This is a genomic window from Methyloversatilis universalis EHg5, from assembly GCF_000378945.1.
Lineage (GTDB): Bacteria > Pseudomonadota > Gammaproteobacteria > Burkholderiales > Rhodocyclaceae > Methyloversatilis > Methyloversatilis universalis_A.
Genome location: NZ_KB900539.1, coordinates 3,901,087 through 3,916,001, shown reverse-complemented (window position 1 = coordinate 3,916,001; position 14,915 = coordinate 3,901,087). Strand labels below are relative to the sequence as shown.

Below are 14,915 nucleotides of genomic sequence, written 5' to 3'. Positions count from 1 at the left end.
GCCCAACGGATGAACTGGAGCCGCCATGATTGAATCCCTCGTGCGCGGGGCGCTCAAGCAGCGCCTCGTCCTCGTCGTCGTCGCGCTGTGTCTGCTGGCCTTCGGCCTGGACGCGGCGCGCAAGCTGTCGGTGGATGCCTTCCCCGACGTGACCAACGTTCAGGTGCAGATCGCCACCGACGCCACCGGCCGTTCGCCGGAAGAGGTGGAGCGCTTCATCACGGTGCCGGTCGAGATCGGCATGACCGGCCTGCCCGGGCTGGTCGAGATGCGTTCGCTGAACAAGCCGGGCCTGTCGCTGATCACGCTGGTGTTCACCGACAAGACCGACGTCTATTTCGCGCGCCAGCTGGTGATGGAGCGTCTGCTCGAAGTGCGCGACCGCATGCCGCAGGGCGTGGTGCCGGTGCTGGGGCCGGTGTCCACCGGCCTGGGCGAGGTCTACCAGTACACGCTGGTGCGGCCGGATGACGGCGAGCGCGAACTGACCCAGCAGGAGCTGACCGAGCGCCGCACCGTGCAGGACTGGGTGGTGCGCCCGCTGCTGCGTTCGACCACCGGCGTCGCCGAAATCAACTCGCAGGGCGGTTACCAGAAGCAGTACAAGGTGCTGGTCAATCCGGACCGCCTGCGCCACTACCACCTGACGGTGAAGGACGTGTACGAGGCGCTGGCGCGCAACAACGCCAATGCGGGCGGCGGCGTGCTGCCGCAGAACGCCGAGCAGTACCTGATACGCGGCGTCGGTCTGGTGAAGAACCTGGACGACATCCGCCTCATCGTGGTGAAGGAGGTCGACGGCACGCCGGTATTCATCCGTGACGTGGCCGAAGTGGCCTTCGGCCACGCGGTGCGGGTCGGTGCGGTGGTGAAGAACGGCAGCACCGAGGCAGTCGGCGGCGTGGTCATGATGATGGCCGGCGGCAATGCCAAGGCGGTGGTTTCGGACATCAAGAAGAAAGTGGCCGAAATCAACGACAACAACATGCTGCCCGGCGGCCTGAAGATCGAGGCCTACTACGACCGTTCCGAACTGGTCGACGCGGCGCTGGCCACCGTGATCAAGGTGCTGATCGAAGGTGTCATCTTCGTCGTCATCGTGCTCTACCTGTTCCTCGGCGACCTTCGATCCTCGGTCATCGTGATCGCCACGCTGGTGGTGACGCCGCTGGTCACCTTCATGGCGATGAACCAGTTGGGACTGTCGGCCAACCTGATGTCGCTGGGGGGTCTGGCGATCGCCATCGGTCTGATGGTGGACGGTTCGGTAGTGGTGGTCGAGAACGCCTTCGAACGCCTCGGCCACGCGAAGGAAGAAGGCGAAAGCCGCATCCGCGTCATTCTGTCCGCAGTGATGGAAGTGGCCACGCCGGTCATTTTCGGCATCGGCATCATCATTCTGGTGTTCCTGCCGCTGATGACGCTGCAGGGCATGGAAGGCAAGATGTTCGCGCCGCTGGCCTACACCATCGCCATCGCGCTGTTCGTGTCGCTGGTGCTGTCGCTCACGCTGACGCCGGTGCTGTCCAGCTATCTGCTCAAGGGCGGTGCCGACCACGACACCTGGCTCATCCGCATGCTGAAGAAGCCCTACGTGCCGATGCTTGAATGGGCGGTGCGCAACACCAAGAAAACGGTGCTGCTCGCGGTCGCTGCCTTCGTCGGCGCCATCATGCTGCTGCCGCTGCTCGGTACCGCCTTCATTCCGGAAATGAAGGAAGGGTCGGTGGTGCCGGCGATGGACCGCGTGCCCAACATTTCGCTGGCCGAATCGCTGCGCATGGAACGCGAGGCGATGCGACTGGTGATGGAAGTGCCGGGCGTGAAGTCTGCGGTGTCCGGTGTCGGTCGCGGCGAGTCGCCGGCTGACCCGCAGTCGCAGAACGAGTCCACGCCCATCGTTTCGCTGAAACCGCGCGACGAATGGCCGGAGGGCTGGACGCAGGAAACCATTCAGGAGGCGATGCGCGAGAAGCTGAACGCCCTGCCCGGCGTGAACATCATCATGGCGCAGCCGATTTCCGACCGCGTCGATGAAATGGTGACCGGGGTGCGTGCCGACGTTGCGGTGAAGATTTTCGGCGACGACCTCGATCTGCTGAAAGCCAAGGCGGACGAGATCGCGCGGGTTGCGCGCGCGGTGCCCGGCGCGAGCGAAATCAAGATCGAGCGGGTGACCGGCCAGCAGTACCTGACGGTGGAGATCGACCGCCCGACCATCGCGCGCTACGGCCTGAACGTGGGCGACGTGAACGACCTGATCGAAGCCGCGATCGGCGGTCGCCACGTGACCGACGTGTTCGAGGGCGAGCGCCGTTTTGCCGCGGTGGTGCGTCTGCCGGAACGCTTCCGCGACAATATCGAGTCCATCCGCAACATGCTGGTGCCGACCTCGGATGGCGCCGGCATTCCGCTGTCCAGTCTGGCCACCATCGATGTGCGCGACGGGCCGGCGCAGATTTCGCGCGAAACCGGCAAGCGTCGCATCGTGATCGGCATCAACGTGGCCAATCGCGACCTCGGTGGCTTCGTGGCCGAACTGCAGCAGAAGGTGAAGGCCCAGGTGCAGCTGCCCGAGGCCTACTACTTCGAGTGGGGCGGCCAGTTCCAGAACATGGAGCGCGCGCTCGGCCACCTGTCGGTCATCGTGCCGATCACCGTGGCAGCCATTTTCTTCCTGCTCTTCCTGCTGTTCGGCTCACTGCGCTTCGCCACGCTCATCATCACGGTGCTGCCGTTCGCGTCCATCGGCGGCGTGATCGGCCTGTTCATCAGCGGCGAATATCTGTCGGTGCCGGCGTCGGTGGGCTTCATCGCGCTGTGGGGTATCGCCACGCTGAATGGTGTGGTGCTGGTGTCCTACATCCGCGGCCTGCGCAACGAGGGCATGGAGCTGATGCAGGCAGTGGTGCAGGGCGCCAAGATGCGTTTCCGCCCGGTCATGATGACCGCCACCGTGGCGCTGCTGGGCCTGGTGCCCTTCCTGTTCGCGACCGGTCCGGGTTCGGAGGTGCAGAGGCCGCTGGCCATCGTGGTGATCGGCGGTCTGATCACCTGCACGCTGCTGACGCTGGTGGTGGTACCGGCGCTGTACACCTGGTTCGACGACAAGCCGTTCGAGGCCTGAGCGCCCAAGAGTTACTGGAGATCACGTCATGAAGGAAATCCGCGCCATCATCCGGCCCAACAAGCTGCCCAAGCTGCGCACCGTGCTGCGCGAAATGCAGGGCTTTCCCGGCATGAGCGTCGCCAAGGTCGAGGGCTTTGGCGCACCGAGCACGCACGCGCCGCACAACATCAAGGAAGAGCTGACCGACTATTCGGCCAAGGTGCGCATCGAAATCGTGTCGCCGGACGAACTGGTGGACGAAATTGTCCGCCGCATCATCAACGTGGCCTGCACCGGCCAGACCGGCGACGGTCTGGTGTGGGTGGTGCCGGTGGACCGGGCGGTGTTCATCAACAAGACGACGGTGGGTTCGCCGCACGGCTGAGGCCGGCGACGCATCGTCCCTGCAGCCCCGCAGCGCGTCCGTTCGGGCGGCTGCGGGGCTTTTTCATGGGGTCAGATCTTCGGCCGGGCGTCCGGATGGCGTTCCAGCCAGGCGGCGTACAGCCGCTCGTATTCCAGCTTGCTTTCCTGATACACGGTCCAGACGCAGCGTTCGCAGCCGGATTCGCAGCATTCGGATTCGGAGGGCATGTCGGGCGCGACGGGCGCCGGGTCGTCCAGCAGCAGTTCGGTCATCGATCCAGTCGTGTGCGAATGAAACCGGCGGCATTCTCGTACTCGGCATGCAACTGCGCCAGTGCAATCGATGCTGCGCTGCAGTCGGAGGGCTGATCGCGCAACCGGTGCTCGATATCGCGTGCCAGCGCCTGCAGGCGGAGTGCCCCCACATTGCTGCAGCTGCCTTTCAGTGCGTGCGCGGTGATGATGGCCTGTGCCGCGTCGCAACGGTCGCAGGCGGCCTGCAATGCGGCGATCAGCGCCGGTACGTCGACCAGCCAGGCGCGCAGCACCTCGGCCAGCGCCGACCCGAGCATGGATTTCAGCTCTTCCAGCCGGGCGCGATCGAAAACCGGTGCCGACGCGGCATCGAATGTGAGCGGTGTAGCGGAGGCGGTCATGGCGTTACCGGGAAGCGCCCGCAGGCGCACATGAGCCGGGTATACGGCCGGTGCCGCCGCCGCTTGAATGCCGGCCTGGTGCAGGTGGCTCCGGCTTACTGCCCCTGACTTTCCCAGGTGACCGGCTGGTTGGCGCGCAGCGAGCGCTCCATCTGTTCGATCAGCGGTACCGCGCGCTGGGCCAGTGACACCGGCATCACCATCGCCGGCGGGCGGTCTTCGGTGTCGGCGTCGTCGTCCGGTTGCGCGCGCTGCGCCACCCGGCTGTCTTCAGCCGCCCGTTTGAGCGCGTCAAGCGCAGCCGGCAGCTGTTCAGGCGTGATAATCCCCTGCGGCTCGAAAGGCTTGCCCATCAGTGCAAGCAGCTGGCGGGCGTTGTCGCCGAACATCAGGGTGTCGGCGGTGGCGCGTGACTTGAAGGTGACGATCATGGCGTGCGGAAGACGGAAGGGAATGCGGCGCATTGTCGCGCGGAAGCGGTGGGGTGCGCCATGCGCATAGGCGTGGATCTCGGCGGCACCAAGATCGAACTGATCGCGCTGGCCGACGACGGCACGGTGCGGCTGCGCCGTCGTGCGCCGACACCGGCTGGCGATTATCCGGGCACCGTGGCGCAGATCGCGGCCATGGTGGCGCAGGCCGAGGCGGAGCTGGGAACGCGTGCGTCGGTCGGCATCGGCACGCCCGGTTCGCGGTCGCCGGTCGATGGCCGGATGCGCAATGCCAATTCCACCTGCCTGAACGGCCAGCCCCTGAAGCAGGATCTTGAGGCGGCACTGGGCCGCGAAATCCGCATGGCGAACGACGCCAACTGCTTCGCGCTGTCCGAAGCGGTAGATGGCGCCGGGCAGGGGGGCGCGGTGGTGTTCGGCGTCATCCTCGGCACTGGTGTCGGCGGCGGTGTGGTGGTGAAGGGTCAGGTGCTGAACGGCGCCAACGGCATCGCCGGCGAGTGGGGCCACAACCCGCTGCCACCGGGCGAGGACAGCGCGGGTGTGGCGCCAGCCTGCTACTGCGGCCGCCGCGGTTGCGTCGAAACCTGGCTGTCCGGCCCGGCGCTGGCAGCCGATCACCTGCGCGTCGCGGGCGAGGCGGTCACGCCCGAAGCCATCGTCGGTCGTGCCGTGGCTGGCGACGCCGCCTGCGAAGCAACGCTGGTGCGCTACGAAACCCGGCTGGCGCGCGCGCTGGCCGGCGTGATCAATCTGCTCGATCCGGACGTGATCGTGCTCGGTGGCGGTTTGTCATCGCTCGACCGCCTGTACCGCAACGTCCCGCTGCGCTGGGTGCCGCACGTGTTTTCCGACGCCATCGCCACCCGGCTGCGGCCGCCGCTTCACGGCGATTCGTCCGGCGTGCGCGGCGCGGCCTGGCTGTGGTGAGCGGGCGCTGTAAGGAATCACCGCCCTGCCGGTCTACTGCGGTGCATGTCCCCTGGCCTCAGGGTTTTCCCTTCACGACTCAAGGAGTTTCCAGATGAACAAATCCGTCGCGCTGCACGCTGCCCTCGCTTCCGTCCTGGCCCTCGGCGTGGTCGCCAATCCGGTGCTGGCCGAAGACAAGGCCGCCAAGGAGAAGTGTTTTGGCGTCGCGAAAAAAGGCGCCAACGACTGCGCAACCGCCAACGGCAGCCACAGCTGCGCCGGCCAGGCCAAGGCCGACAACGATCCGAATGAATGGAAGCTCGTGCCGGCTGGCACCTGCGAAAAGATGGGCGGCAAGATGGCGGCCCCCGGCCGCTGAACGGCAGGGCTCGCGAGATGAACCTCGACCTGGCCACCGGCATCGGCCTGCGCCAGCCGCACTATGCGCAGCTGCTGGCCGAACGTCCGCCGCTCGGTTTCGTCGAGGTGCACAGCGAGAACTTCTTTCACGCGGGCGGCGCCTCGCTCGGCGTGCTCGAACGCGCGCGCGCGCACTACCCGGTCAGCCTGCATGGCGTCGGCCTGGCGCTGGCGTCGGCCGACGGGGGCGATGCCGCTCATGTCGACCGGCTGGCTGCGCTGGTCGAACGGATCGACCCGGCCCGGGTGTCGGAACATCTGTGCTGGGGACGCATCGACGGGCGCCATTTCAACGACCTGCTGCCCTTTCCCTATACCGCCGAGGCGCTGTCTCTGGTCGCGGCGCGGGTGTCGGCGGTGCAGGACAGGCTGAAGCGGCCGCTGCTGGTCGAGAACCTTTCGGCCTACGTACGCTTTCGCGACAGCGAAATGAGCGAAGCCGATTTCCTGTCTGAACTGGTGTGCCTGACCGGCTGCGGCCTGCTGCTGGATCTGAACAATCTGTACGTCAATGCCTGCAATTTCGGCGAGGACGCCTTCGATGCGCTGGCCCGGCTGCCGATGCATGCGGTCGGCGAAATCCATGTCGCCGGCCACGCGCAGACTGAATACGGGCTGATCGACACCCATGGCAGCCGGGTGTGCGACGCGGTGTGGGCCCTGCTGCGCGCGGTGCGTGCAGCCGGCGTGCGCGCGCCGGTGCTGGTCGAGTGGGACACCGATCTGCCGTCGCTCGACCTGTTGCTGGATGAGGCCACTCGCGCCGGCGATGCCGGCCGTGTGGCTGCGCGGGAGGCGGGCCATGTCCGCGCTGCGTGAGGTGCAGCGGCGCTTCGGCGCCGCACTGACCGACGCCGCCGGCGAGGCGGACGCGCTGCCGCTGCTGGCCGGCGACCCGGCGCGCAACCGGGCGCTGCTGTCGGTCTATCGCGCTACGGCGGTGGCCAACGCGATCGCCGCGGTGCGTCTGGCATTCCCGGTGTGCGCGCAGATCACCGGCGATGATTTTTTCGATGCGCTGGCCCGCCGCTTTCGCGACAGCAGTCCGTCCACCGAGGGCGACCTGAACCGCTACGGCGCCGGCTTTCCGGCCTTCCTCGATGGCTTCGAGCCGATACGCGCGCTGCCTTATCTGCCTGACGTCGCGCGTCTGGAGTGGGCTATCCATCAGGCGTCCACCGCTGCGGACGCCGAGCCGGCCGACGGCCGGCTGTTGGCCGGTCTCGATGCGGATGCGCTGGCACGGGCGCGTCTGCGCTTCGTGCCCGGCTTCGCGCTGATGTCGAGCGGATGGCCGGTGGCCGACATCTGGTTGCGCCATACCGAAGAAGCCGATGCGCTGGCCGGCATCGATCTGACACAGGCCCAGTGCGCAGTGGTGTGGCGCGAGGGCTGGCGGGTACGGGTGGCCGCACTGGCGCCGGCGGCGTGCGCGCTGTGGCAGGCGCTGTACGGGCGCACATCCGTTGCCGGAGCGTGGGCGACCGCCTGTGCCGTCGACCCCGCATTCGATCCGGGTCCGGCCTTCGCCCAGGCGCTGGACGCTGGCTGGCTGCATTCGATCGACCTTGAGGAGGATTTGTGATGAACGCCCTGTTCCGTCTGTACGACCTGTCGGCGCCACTGGTGCGCGCGGCCGACCTGCTGCGCCCGCTGCTGCTGCTCGCGCTGCGGCTTTACCTCGCGTCGGTGTTCTTCCGCTCCGGACTGACCAAGATCGCCGACTGGGATACCACGCTCTATCTGTTCACCGAGGAGTACGCGGTGCCCGTGTTGCCGCCGGCGCTTGCCGCGTTCATGGGCACGGCCGGCGAACTGCTGCTGCCGCCGCTGCTGGCGCTCGGCCTGGCCGGCCGTTTCGCGGCGCTGGGTCTGACGGTGGTGAATGCGATGGCGGTACTGTCCTACCCGGCGCTGTTCGGCTTCGACTGCCCGGCCGCGCTGCAGTCGCACATCGCCTGGGGTGCCGGTCTGCTGGCGCTGTTCGCCTTCGGGCCCGGAGCGCTGTCGGTCGACCACCTGATCGCTGCCCGGCGCATGGCCCGGTGAAACATCCGGCAACACAGCCCTCCGCCATCCGGGGAACATGACGGGCAGCATGCCTGCCCGACAGACATTGAACCCGGGCAAGCCATGATGAACAAACAGAAGAAAACGATCGCCGCATGCTGTGCGGCACTCGCAGCGTGCGTCTGCGCGCTGCCGGCACAGGCCGACGAAGGCCATGTGCTCAGTCTGCAGTTCGGTCCCTACGTTCATCACTGGGACCGCGATCCCGAGCACAACAACACGCCCGCCATGGTCGGTCTGGAATACATGGCGCCGTCGCGCTGGCTGGCCGGAGCGTCCTTTCTGCGCAATTCCTTCGATCAGCCGACCGAGTACTACTACGCCGGCAAGCGCTGGGATCTGGACGGCATCAGCTCCAATCTGTACGTGAAGGTGACCGCCGGCGCGCTGCTCGGCTATACCGGTCGCTACGAGGACAAGATTCCGTTCAACCACAAAGGCACCGCGTTCGCGGTCATTCCGGCGCTGGGCTACCAGGTCGACCGCTACAGCGCCCAGGTGGCGCTGCTCGGCACCGCCGGCGTGCTGTTTACCTTCGGCGTGGACCTCGGCAGCTGGTGAGGCCGGCGCCTGAGGTAGTCTCCGGATGTTTCCGCAACGGGGTTGAACGATGGCGATAGGCTGGCTGGGTGCGGTCAAGGCGGTGCCGTGGGGCGACGTGATCGCCGCCGCGCCGACCGTGGTGCAGGGCGCGAATGCGCTGTGGGACCGGGTGGCTGGAAAGCGACGCAGGGAAGACGATGCGCCGCCGGTGCCGCCCGCCAGCGGTGCCGACGCCCGGATCGTGGCGCTGGAACAGGCGGTGGCCGAACTGCAGAAGGAAGCGCAGGCCGCGTCACAGCTCATCCGCTCGCTGGCCGAACAGAATGCGCAGCTGGTGCGCGAGGTGGGCGGGCTGCGGCTGCGCATCCGTCTGCTGACGGTGGCCGGTGCCGGGCTGCTGGTGGCGGTCGGCGTGTCGCTGGCGACCGCGCTGTCGCGCTGAATACAGAGGGGCGCAAAAAAGGCTGCCCGCGGGCAGCCTTTTTATTGGCGGTGAGCCGGATCAGACGCGGCGGCGGGACGCCAGACCGACCAGGCCGAGGCCGCCCAGCAGCAGCGCCCAGCTGCCGGGTTCCGGCACCGGCGTGATGCTGACCTGCAGATTGTCGAGACCGAAGGACTCGTCGGACGACCCCTGGCTGTTCGGATAGCGGAATTCGAAGCGCACGGTCTCGGCGCTGTGGGCGAAGGTGAGCTGCACCCGGCGGGCGCTGTCCACCCAGCCGCCATAGCCGCGGTTGGCGTCGTTCTGGACCAGCGTGCTGCCCGGGCCTTCCGAGCCGTTCGTACCGTAATTGCCGAACAGCTGTTCGATCAGGGTCACGTTGTCGGCACGCAGCTGAAACAGGTCGCCGTACGGGAAACCGCCGGCATTGCCGTCGATGCTGTCCCACAGCACCAGATCGAAGCTCAGCGTGAGGGTGCTGTGTGCGCCCAGATTGTTCAGCGTGAGCACCGCGGCGCTGTCGCCTTCGACCCGCAGATGCTGCTCGCCGAAACCGAGGCTGGCGAAGCTGCCGGTCGATTGCACCGTCCCGGCGCCGCTCCAGCCGGCCGATTTGTTGCCCGATTCGAAATCCTCGCTGTGCACCGTGGCGGCCTGGGCGACGCCGGCCGCAAGCAGCAAAGACGTGGCGAGGGCGTGTATGCGTTTCATGGGCTGACCTCTGTGTTGGATGTTGTCCGTCCATGATGGCGTGGCCGGATCTGCGGTCAAGCCCCGCAAACAGGGGGGTGTGCAATTCGTGGCATTTCTTCCCGCGTGCGTGTTGCGCCGGCGGCTGGCTGCCTTCAGGCTACGGCGCGGTACTGGTCGCGCAGCAGACAGATGCGGTCGTGGCTGTGGCGTACCGCCAGCAGCTGGTGCTCGACCACGAGCCGGACGTCGGCCGGCAGCGACCGCGACAGCGCGTCACGGTAGCGCAGCAGCGCCCGGTCTTCGGTGCGTTCGGCTTCGTTCAGCATGGCCACGTTGTCGTCGCCGGTCAGTGCGCTGCGCAGGCCGACCCAGCTGCGATGCAGCGCACCGCCGACCGAACCACCGGTATCCGGCTCGACGCCGCCACTCGACACCACGTTCTGCAGCGTGTCCGCCGCGCAGCGATAGGCATCGGCCCGTGCGCGGAACAACGCCTTCAGCTGACTGGCGCGCGCGCGTGTCGCGCATTCGTTGAAGCCGTACTCGCCGTCGCGGCAGGTTTCGATCAGCGCGTTCAGGGTGTCGGTGTAGTGCGTTGCACTCATGGGCGTTCTCCTGACATGGGGACGCGGCCGTAACCGCCGGATCCCCATGCTAGGAGGGTGAGTGCCGTGCGCCTGTGGGCGTACGGCGCAGGGCCGCGTAGTCCTGCGCCGACGACTGCCGCGGCTTACAGCCGGAAGCGGCCGACCAGATCGCCCAGGTGGTCGGACGCGCGACCGATCTGGCTCAGGGTTTCCGAGGTGTGCTGGATCGCGTCGTCGGTGCTCTGCACCACGCCGGACGCCTGTTCGGCCGACTGCGCCAGCGCGGTGGTGGCGGCCGACTGTTCCTGCGTGGCTTCGGCGATTTCGCGCACCCGTTCGGCGGCGCGCTGCATGCCCGCCTCGATGCCGGCGATTTCCTCGGCCACGCGGGCGGCGCGTTCGACCCCGGCTTCAACCGCTTCACGGGTCGTGTGCATGCTGCTGACCGCTTCACCGGTGTCGCTGCGCATGGCGTCGATCATGTCGCGGATTTCAGTGGTGGCGCTGCTGGTGCGTTCGGCCAGCTTGCGTACCTCGTCGGCCACGACCGCGAAACCGCGGCCCTGTTCGCCGGCGCGCGCTGCCTCGATCGCGGCATTGAGCGCGAGCAGATTGGTCTGGTCGGCGATTTCGCGGATCACCTGCACGATGCCGTTGATCTGCAGCGAGCGTTCGGCCAGGCCGTTCAGCGAGCCGGCCAGGTTTTCCATGCTGCCGGCGATGTCCCGCATATGGGACTGCATGTCCTGCACCACCATGCCGCTGCGCTGCGAGGCGGCACAGGTGTCCAGCATGACGCCGTTGGCTTCGCCGGCGTGGCCGGCGATGTGGCCGATGGATACCGTGATTTCCTCGATCGTGGCCGCGTTGTCGCCGGTGGTGCCGGCCAGCGTGCGCGAGCTGTCGGCAATGCGGCCGGTGGCGTCGGACACCTCGCGGATGCCACCCACCAGCGTCTGGCTCTGGTCGCGCACTTCAATGAACATGCGCTGCAGGCTGCCGAGGAAGGCATTCACCGAGCGCGATACCTGGCCCAGTTCGTCCTGGCTGCCGGTATCCGGCAGGCGGCGGGTGAGGTCGCCCTCGCCGCCGGCCAGCGCCTGCATGGCGTCGGCCAGGGTCTGCAGCGGGCGGGTGAGCGCGCGCAGCAGCAGGAAAAGCACGCCGGCGGTCAGCAGCACGCTGATGATGCCCATCACGATGGCGGTGTTGCGCAGCGCATCGGCCGATGCGGTGATGACCGATTCGGGCACCGACACCACGCTGCCCCACCAGGCGTCGCTGTCGGTCAGCGAAACGCGCTGCAGGAAGTGGCGCACGCCGGCGGCATCCTTCCATTGCAGCGCGCGGCCTTCGCGCAGCGCGGCCAGCGCTTCTTCCGGCAGACCTTCGGCCGGCTTACCGATGCGGGCAGCGTCCGGGTGGGCAACCACCAGGCCCGACGGTGCGTACAGCGCCACCGTGCCGACATCGAACGGGCGCACGCGCCCCAGATCCTCAGCCAGCGCGCCCAGGCCCATGTCCACACCGGCGATGCCGGCGAAGCGGCCATTCACCTGCAGCGGCACCACCAGCGAGGTGATCAGCATCTTGCTGCCGCCGACCACGTACTCATAGGGCTCGGCCAGGAAGGCGCGGCCGGTCTTCTTCGGCTGCTGGTAGTAGTCACCGGCGCCCGGTTTGTCGTAATCGACCAGCGGCTCCAGATTCAGCGTATTGCCGCTGCGGTTCCAGTAAGGCACGAAGCGGCCGCTGGCATCGTGGCCTGGCGTGCCGGCGAATTCGGCGTCTCGGCCGTCAAAGGCATTCGCTTCCCAGCCGGTGTAGACGCCGAGCAGGCCCGGACGGCCGTCCAGCGTGCGGCGCAGCTGGCGGTTCACCGCTTCGCGGTCCGGTACGCCCTTGGCGCGCAGGCCTTCCAGGGACAGCGCAAGGGTGGAGGACACGGCCAGGGCACCGTCCAGGCGGGCACCCACGTCGTGTGCGGTGGCCGCGGCCACGCCTTCGGCGCGAGCCAGGCCCTGTTCGAGCACGGCCTGCTGGCTGCGCCAGGCCAGCACACCCAGGGTGACCGAAAAACAGAGCAGCACGGTAATCACCGTTGCAGCCAGCAGCTTGGTACGCAGGCTCAGGGAGGAGAGCGTCATGATCGCGACCTCTTTCGTTAGGGACTTACTGTTGACGGCGGTCAACAAATGTTTCTTCAATGTTTCTTTAAAAGAATCTTTTGTGCACAGCACACAAAAAATGTCGCGGACTGGATACGTTCGTGGCGAGCGGCTATCGTGGCAGCCCGTCCTGCTTGCGCTTTTCTCGCCGTGGATATCCAGACACCCCGCCTGCTGCTGAAACCGATGAGCGCTGACTTCCTGCGCGCGTCGGCCGAGGGCGCCGGTGTTCAGCTGCTGTCGCCGCTGCTGGGGGCTGCGGTGGCACCGGACTGGTGTGCTGAGCACGATCTGGCCGCGCTGCGACTGGCTGATCTGACGGCCGACCCCGAGTACGCGCCCTGGTCGGTGCGCGCGCTGGTGCTGCGCGACAGCGGTGAAATGGTGGGCCACGCCGGTTTCCACACCCGGCCGGCGCCCGACTATCTGGCGCCGTACGCGCGCGACGGCGTGGAAATCGGCTATGCGGTCTATCCCCCCTACCGCCGGCAGGGTTACGCCCGTGAAGCGCTGCAGGCGCTGCTGCGCTGGGCCCATGTCGAGCACGGCGTGCCGCGCTTCATCGCCTCGGTCAAGCCGGACAACATCGCCTCATGCACGCTGCTCGCGGCGACGGGCTTCTTCCGCATCGCCTCCTTCATCGACGATGTCGATGGACTGGAATACGTGATGCGGCTGGACCCGCCGGCGCTGCGCCGGCTGCTGAAGGGCCGCGCGCCGCTCAGTCCGGCAGCCCGAACACGATGACCGCGTCACCCTGACGGTAGCCCCAGATCGCGCTGCCGCCGGCAGCCACCGCAATGTAGGGCTTGCCGTCCAGCACATAGCCTATGGGTGGCGCGTTCACGCCGGCGCCGGTCTGGAAGCGCCACAGGCGTTTGCCGGAGAGGCTGTCGAAGGCGGACAGATGGCCGTTGCCTTCGCCGGTGAACACCACGCCCGATTTCAGCGCCAGCACGCCGCCGATCAGCGGCTGGTCGGTCTTCACGCTCCAGCGCAGCCGGCCGCGCTGCTTCAGGTCCAGTGCCGCCAGCACACCCCAGCGGGCCTCGTCCGCCGGCTCCATGCTGTCGTAGCGACCGGCCGGGCGGTCGGTGGTGGCCGCGCTTTCCTTGATCCAGTAGCGCATCGGCATGTGCATGGCCGCGACGAAGGCCAGGCCGCGGCCGCCATCCACCGCTGCCGGTGACCAGTTCACGCCGCCCGCCACGCCCGGCGTGATGCGGGTGCCTTCGCGGCTGGCCGCCGCGAACAGGTTGTCCTGCGGCACGAAGGCGTCCGAGCGGTACAGCAACGCGCCGGTTGCGCGGTCGTGCACGTAGAACCAGCCCAGCTTGGACGCCTGACCGACCGCCGGCACCACGCGCCCGCCCGGCTCGCGGTGGTCGAACAGCACCGGCGGGCTGGCGACGTCATAGCCCCACTTGTCGTGCGGAATCTGCTGCCAGTGCCAGGCGTAGCGGCCGGTCTTCGCATCGACCGCCACCAGCGAGGCGGTATACAGATTGTCGCCCGGACGCGTGCTGTCGTTGATCTGCGGGCTGGGGTTGCCGGTGCCGAAGTAGAGCAGGCCGGTCTTCGCGTCATAGGCCGGCGCGTTCCACACCGAGCCGCCGCCGTATTCCCAGGCGTCGCGGTGGCGATCGGCGTTGGCGCGCTCTTCCGCGATGTTCCGGTTCAGCGGCAGGCCGTCGCCGGTGCGTTCGACGAAATCGCCTTCCCAGCCGCCATCCGCCGGCTTGCGCACGGTGTCGAACTGCCACACCCGCTGGCCGGTCTTCGCGTCAAAGGCGGCCAGAAAGCCGATGCCGCCATACTTGCCGGCGATGCCCACCACCGCCGCCAGCTGGCCGGCGCGACCCTGGGCGTCGATGTGCAGGCCGTAGCCCACGCCGTTGATGCCGACGATCACCTTGCCGTCGATCACCAGTGGTGCTGCCGCAGCACCCACGCCCGAGCCGCCGCCCACCTCGCCCTTGATGCCGGCGCCGCTTTCGGTGATCGCGTTGTCCGGCCGGGCCAGTTCGATGTCCCACAGCGGCTTGCCGCTCGCCGCATCCAGCGCCACCAGCCGGGCATCCACGGTGGCGACGAAGACGCGGCCGTCGTCTACCGCAACCCCGCGGTTGGCCGGGCCGCAGCACAGCTTGTCGCTGCGCTTGCTGTGGGTGTAGCGCCAGCGTTCGGCGCCGGTGCGCGCATCGAGTGCCACCACGTGCGAGCCGGGCAACGACACGTACATGGTCCCGCCGGTCACGATGGGCGTGGCCTGGAAGGTGGCGGCGATGCCGCTCTGGTAGATCCACTTCGGCACCAGCTTCTTTACGCTTTTCGGCGTGATGCCCGGCAGGTCGGCCAGTCGGGTGTTGGCGTGGTCCAGGCCGAAGGTGGGCCAGTCGCGGTCGGCGGCATGAACGAGCGGGGCGCACAGCAGCGTGACGAACAGCGTAGCGGACAGGAGGGGACGCATGGCGGTTTCCGGGGCACCGAAAGC

Annotated in this window: 17 protein-coding genes; 10 read left to right on the top strand and 7 right to left on the bottom strand. The window is 67.8% G+C overall.

What is annotated here, in order from left to right; all coding sequences use genetic code 11:
- The first annotated feature begins 25 nt into the window (after window positions 1–25).
- Together METUNV2_RS0117850 and METUNV2_RS0117845 are read left to right on the top strand one after the other, a co-directional pair.
- The gene (locus METUNV2_RS0117850; protein ID WP_018230841.1) at window positions 26–3,127 is read left to right on the top strand and encodes an efflux RND transporter permease subunit; all 3,102 of its coding nucleotides are present in this window, start codon (window positions 26–28) and stop codon (window positions 3,125–3,127) included.
- Window positions 3,128–3,155: 28 nt separating this feature from the next.
- A complete protein-coding gene (locus METUNV2_RS0117845; protein WP_018230840.1) occupies window positions 3,156–3,494 on the top strand; it encodes a P-II family nitrogen regulator in 339 nt (112 codons plus the stop codon).
- A gap of 71 nt (window positions 3,495–3,565) precedes the next feature.
- Here the strand turns inward: METUNV2_RS0117845 and METUNV2_RS0117840 are convergent, their stop codons facing one another.
- The 3 genes from METUNV2_RS0117840 to METUNV2_RS0117830 form a co-directional block, all read right to left on the bottom strand.
- Window positions 3,566–3,748, bottom strand: a complete 183-nt coding sequence (locus tag METUNV2_RS0117840; RefSeq protein WP_018230839.1) for an oxidoreductase-like domain-containing protein — start codon at window positions 3,746–3,748, stop codon at window positions 3,566–3,568.
- Window positions 3,745–4,131 (bottom strand): Hpt domain-containing protein, encoded by a 387-nt coding sequence (locus METUNV2_RS0117835; RefSeq protein ID WP_018230838.1) that lies wholly within the window; start codon window positions 4,129–4,131, stop codon window positions 3,745–3,747. The genes METUNV2_RS0117840 and METUNV2_RS0117835 overlap by 4 nt, the downstream gene beginning before the upstream one ends.
- Before the next feature lie 95 nt (window positions 4,132–4,226).
- Entirely contained in the window at window positions 4,227–4,595 is a 369-nt protein-coding gene (locus METUNV2_RS0117830) for a DUF1840 domain-containing protein (protein ID WP_232415711.1), read from the bottom strand.
- A 27-nt stretch (window positions 4,596–4,622) separates the two neighbouring features.
- Here METUNV2_RS0117830 and METUNV2_RS0117825 point away from each other — a divergent pair, with 27 nt between their 5' ends.
- From METUNV2_RS0117825 to METUNV2_RS0117795, 7 genes are all read left to right on the top strand, one after another.
- Window positions 4,623–5,513 (top strand): ROK family protein, encoded by an 891-nt coding sequence (locus METUNV2_RS0117825; RefSeq protein ID WP_018230836.1) that lies wholly within the window; start codon window positions 4,623–4,625, stop codon window positions 5,511–5,513.
- A gap of 94 nt (window positions 5,514–5,607) precedes the next feature.
- Window positions 5,608–5,874, top strand: a complete 267-nt coding sequence (locus METUNV2_RS0117820) for a BufA1 family periplasmic bufferin-type metallophore (protein WP_018230835.1) — start codon at window positions 5,608–5,610, stop codon at window positions 5,872–5,874.
- A 17-nt stretch (window positions 5,875–5,891) separates the two neighbouring features.
- On the top strand, window positions 5,892–6,734 hold the full coding sequence (bufB, locus tag METUNV2_RS0117815; protein ID WP_018230834.1) for an MNIO family bufferin maturase: 843 nt from the start codon (window positions 5,892–5,894) through the stop codon (window positions 6,732–6,734).
- Window positions 6,718–7,500 carry an HvfC/BufC N-terminal domain-containing protein gene (locus METUNV2_RS0117810; protein WP_026188267.1) on the top strand — a complete coding sequence of 261 codons (783 nt, stop codon included), beginning with the start codon at window positions 6,718–6,720 and terminating at the stop codon, window positions 7,498–7,500. The genes bufB and METUNV2_RS0117810 overlap by 17 nt, the downstream gene beginning before the upstream one ends.
- Window positions 7,500–7,964: a DoxX family protein gene (locus METUNV2_RS0117805; RefSeq protein WP_018230832.1), complete on the top strand. Its 465-nt coding sequence runs from the start codon at window positions 7,500–7,502 to the stop codon at window positions 7,962–7,964. Before METUNV2_RS0117810 ends, METUNV2_RS0117805 begins: the two co-directional genes overlap by 1 nt.
- An 87-nt stretch (window positions 7,965–8,051) precedes the next feature.
- Window positions 8,052–8,546 carry a hypothetical protein gene (locus tag METUNV2_RS0117800; protein WP_157281597.1) on the top strand — a complete coding sequence of 165 codons (495 nt, stop codon included), beginning with the start codon at window positions 8,052–8,054 and terminating at the stop codon, window positions 8,544–8,546.
- A gap of 49 nt (window positions 8,547–8,595) precedes the next feature.
- Window positions 8,596–8,970 (top strand): hypothetical protein, encoded by a 375-nt coding sequence (locus METUNV2_RS0117795; protein WP_018230830.1) that lies wholly within the window; start codon window positions 8,596–8,598, stop codon window positions 8,968–8,970.
- Window positions 8,971–9,030: 60 nt separating this feature from the next.
- Here the strand turns inward: METUNV2_RS0117795 and METUNV2_RS0117790 are convergent, their stop codons facing one another.
- From METUNV2_RS0117790 to METUNV2_RS0117780, 3 genes are all read right to left on the bottom strand, one after another.
- Window positions 9,031–9,684, bottom strand: a complete 654-nt coding sequence (locus tag METUNV2_RS0117790) for a PEPxxWA-CTERM sorting domain-containing protein (protein ID WP_026188266.1) — start codon at window positions 9,682–9,684, stop codon at window positions 9,031–9,033.
- Between the two features lie 134 nt (window positions 9,685–9,818).
- Entirely contained in the window at window positions 9,819–10,271 is a 453-nt protein-coding gene (locus METUNV2_RS0117785) for a ferritin-like domain-containing protein (protein ID WP_018230828.1), read from the bottom strand.
- Window positions 10,272–10,396: 125 nt separating this feature from the next.
- A complete protein-coding gene (locus METUNV2_RS0117780) occupies window positions 10,397–12,400 on the bottom strand; it encodes a methyl-accepting chemotaxis protein (protein WP_018230827.1) in 2,004 nt (667 codons plus the stop codon).
- Between the two features lie 207 nt (window positions 12,401–12,607).
- Between METUNV2_RS0117780 and METUNV2_RS0117775 the strand changes: the two genes are divergently transcribed.
- Complete coding sequence (locus tag METUNV2_RS0117775) at window positions 12,608–13,168, top strand: GNAT family N-acetyltransferase (RefSeq protein WP_018230826.1); 561 nt, start codon at window positions 12,608–12,610, stop codon at window positions 13,166–13,168.
- On the opposite strand, the gene METUNV2_RS0117770 is transcribed toward METUNV2_RS0117775, so the two are convergent.
- Window positions 13,143–14,891 carry a pyrroloquinoline quinone-dependent dehydrogenase gene (locus METUNV2_RS0117770; RefSeq protein ID WP_018230825.1) on the bottom strand — a complete coding sequence of 583 codons (1,749 nt, stop codon included), beginning with the start codon at window positions 14,889–14,891 and terminating at the stop codon, window positions 13,143–13,145. The two genes, METUNV2_RS0117775 and METUNV2_RS0117770, sit on opposite strands and share 26 nt — an antisense overlap.
- Window positions 14,892–14,915 lie beyond the last annotated feature (24 nt).

Bases quoted from the DNA above. Each gene is read 5' to 3' on its own strand.
- METUNV2_RS0117785 (WP_018230828.1), bottom strand. From the start codon at position 10,271: ATGAGTGCAACGCACTACACCGACACCCTGAACGCGCTGATCGAAACC.
- METUNV2_RS0117780 (WP_018230827.1), bottom strand. From the start codon at position 12,400: ATGACGCTCTCCTCCCTGAGCCTGCGTACCAAGCTGCTGGCTGCAACG.
- METUNV2_RS0117800 (WP_157281597.1), top strand. From the start codon at position 8,052: ATGAACAAACAGAAGAAAACGATCGCCGCATGCTGTGCGGCACTCGCA.
- METUNV2_RS0117825 (WP_018230836.1), top strand. From the start codon at position 4,623: ATGCGCATAGGCGTGGATCTCGGCGGCACCAAGATCGAACTGATCGCG.
- METUNV2_RS0117830 (WP_232415711.1), bottom strand. From the start codon at position 4,595: ATGCGCCGCATTCCCTTCCGTCTTCCGCACGCCATGATCGTCACCTTC.
- METUNV2_RS0117820 (WP_018230835.1), top strand. From the start codon at position 5,608: ATGAACAAATCCGTCGCGCTGCACGCTGCCCTCGCTTCCGTCCTGGCC.
- METUNV2_RS0117845 (WP_018230840.1), top strand. From the start codon at position 3,156: ATGAAGGAAATCCGCGCCATCATCCGGCCCAACAAGCTGCCCAAGCTG.
- METUNV2_RS0117810 (WP_026188267.1), top strand. From the start codon at position 6,718: ATGTCCGCGCTGCGTGAGGTGCAGCGGCGCTTCGGCGCCGCACTGACC.
- METUNV2_RS0117835 (WP_018230838.1), bottom strand. From the start codon at position 4,131: ATGACCGCCTCCGCTACACCGCTCACATTCGATGCCGCGTCGGCACCG.
- METUNV2_RS0117850 (WP_018230841.1), top strand. From the start codon at position 26: ATGATTGAATCCCTCGTGCGCGGGGCGCTCAAGCAGCGCCTCGTCCTC.
- METUNV2_RS0117840 (WP_018230839.1), bottom strand. From the start codon at position 3,748: ATGACCGAACTGCTGCTGGACGACCCGGCGCCCGTCGCGCCCGACATG.
- METUNV2_RS0117790 (WP_026188266.1), bottom strand. From the start codon at position 9,684: ATGAAACGCATACACGCCCTCGCCACGTCTTTGCTGCTTGCGGCCGGC.
- METUNV2_RS0117775 (WP_018230826.1), top strand. From the start codon at position 12,608: ATGAGCGCTGACTTCCTGCGCGCGTCGGCCGAGGGCGCCGGTGTTCAG.
- METUNV2_RS0117805 (WP_018230832.1), top strand. From the start codon at position 7,500: ATGAACGCCCTGTTCCGTCTGTACGACCTGTCGGCGCCACTGGTGCGC.
- bufB (WP_018230834.1), top strand. From the start codon at position 5,892: ATGAACCTCGACCTGGCCACCGGCATCGGCCTGCGCCAGCCGCACTAT.
- METUNV2_RS0117770 (WP_018230825.1), bottom strand. From the start codon at position 14,891: ATGCGTCCCCTCCTGTCCGCTACGCTGTTCGTCACGCTGCTGTGCGCC.
- METUNV2_RS0117795 (WP_018230830.1), top strand. From the start codon at position 8,596: ATGGCGATAGGCTGGCTGGGTGCGGTCAAGGCGGTGCCGTGGGGCGAC.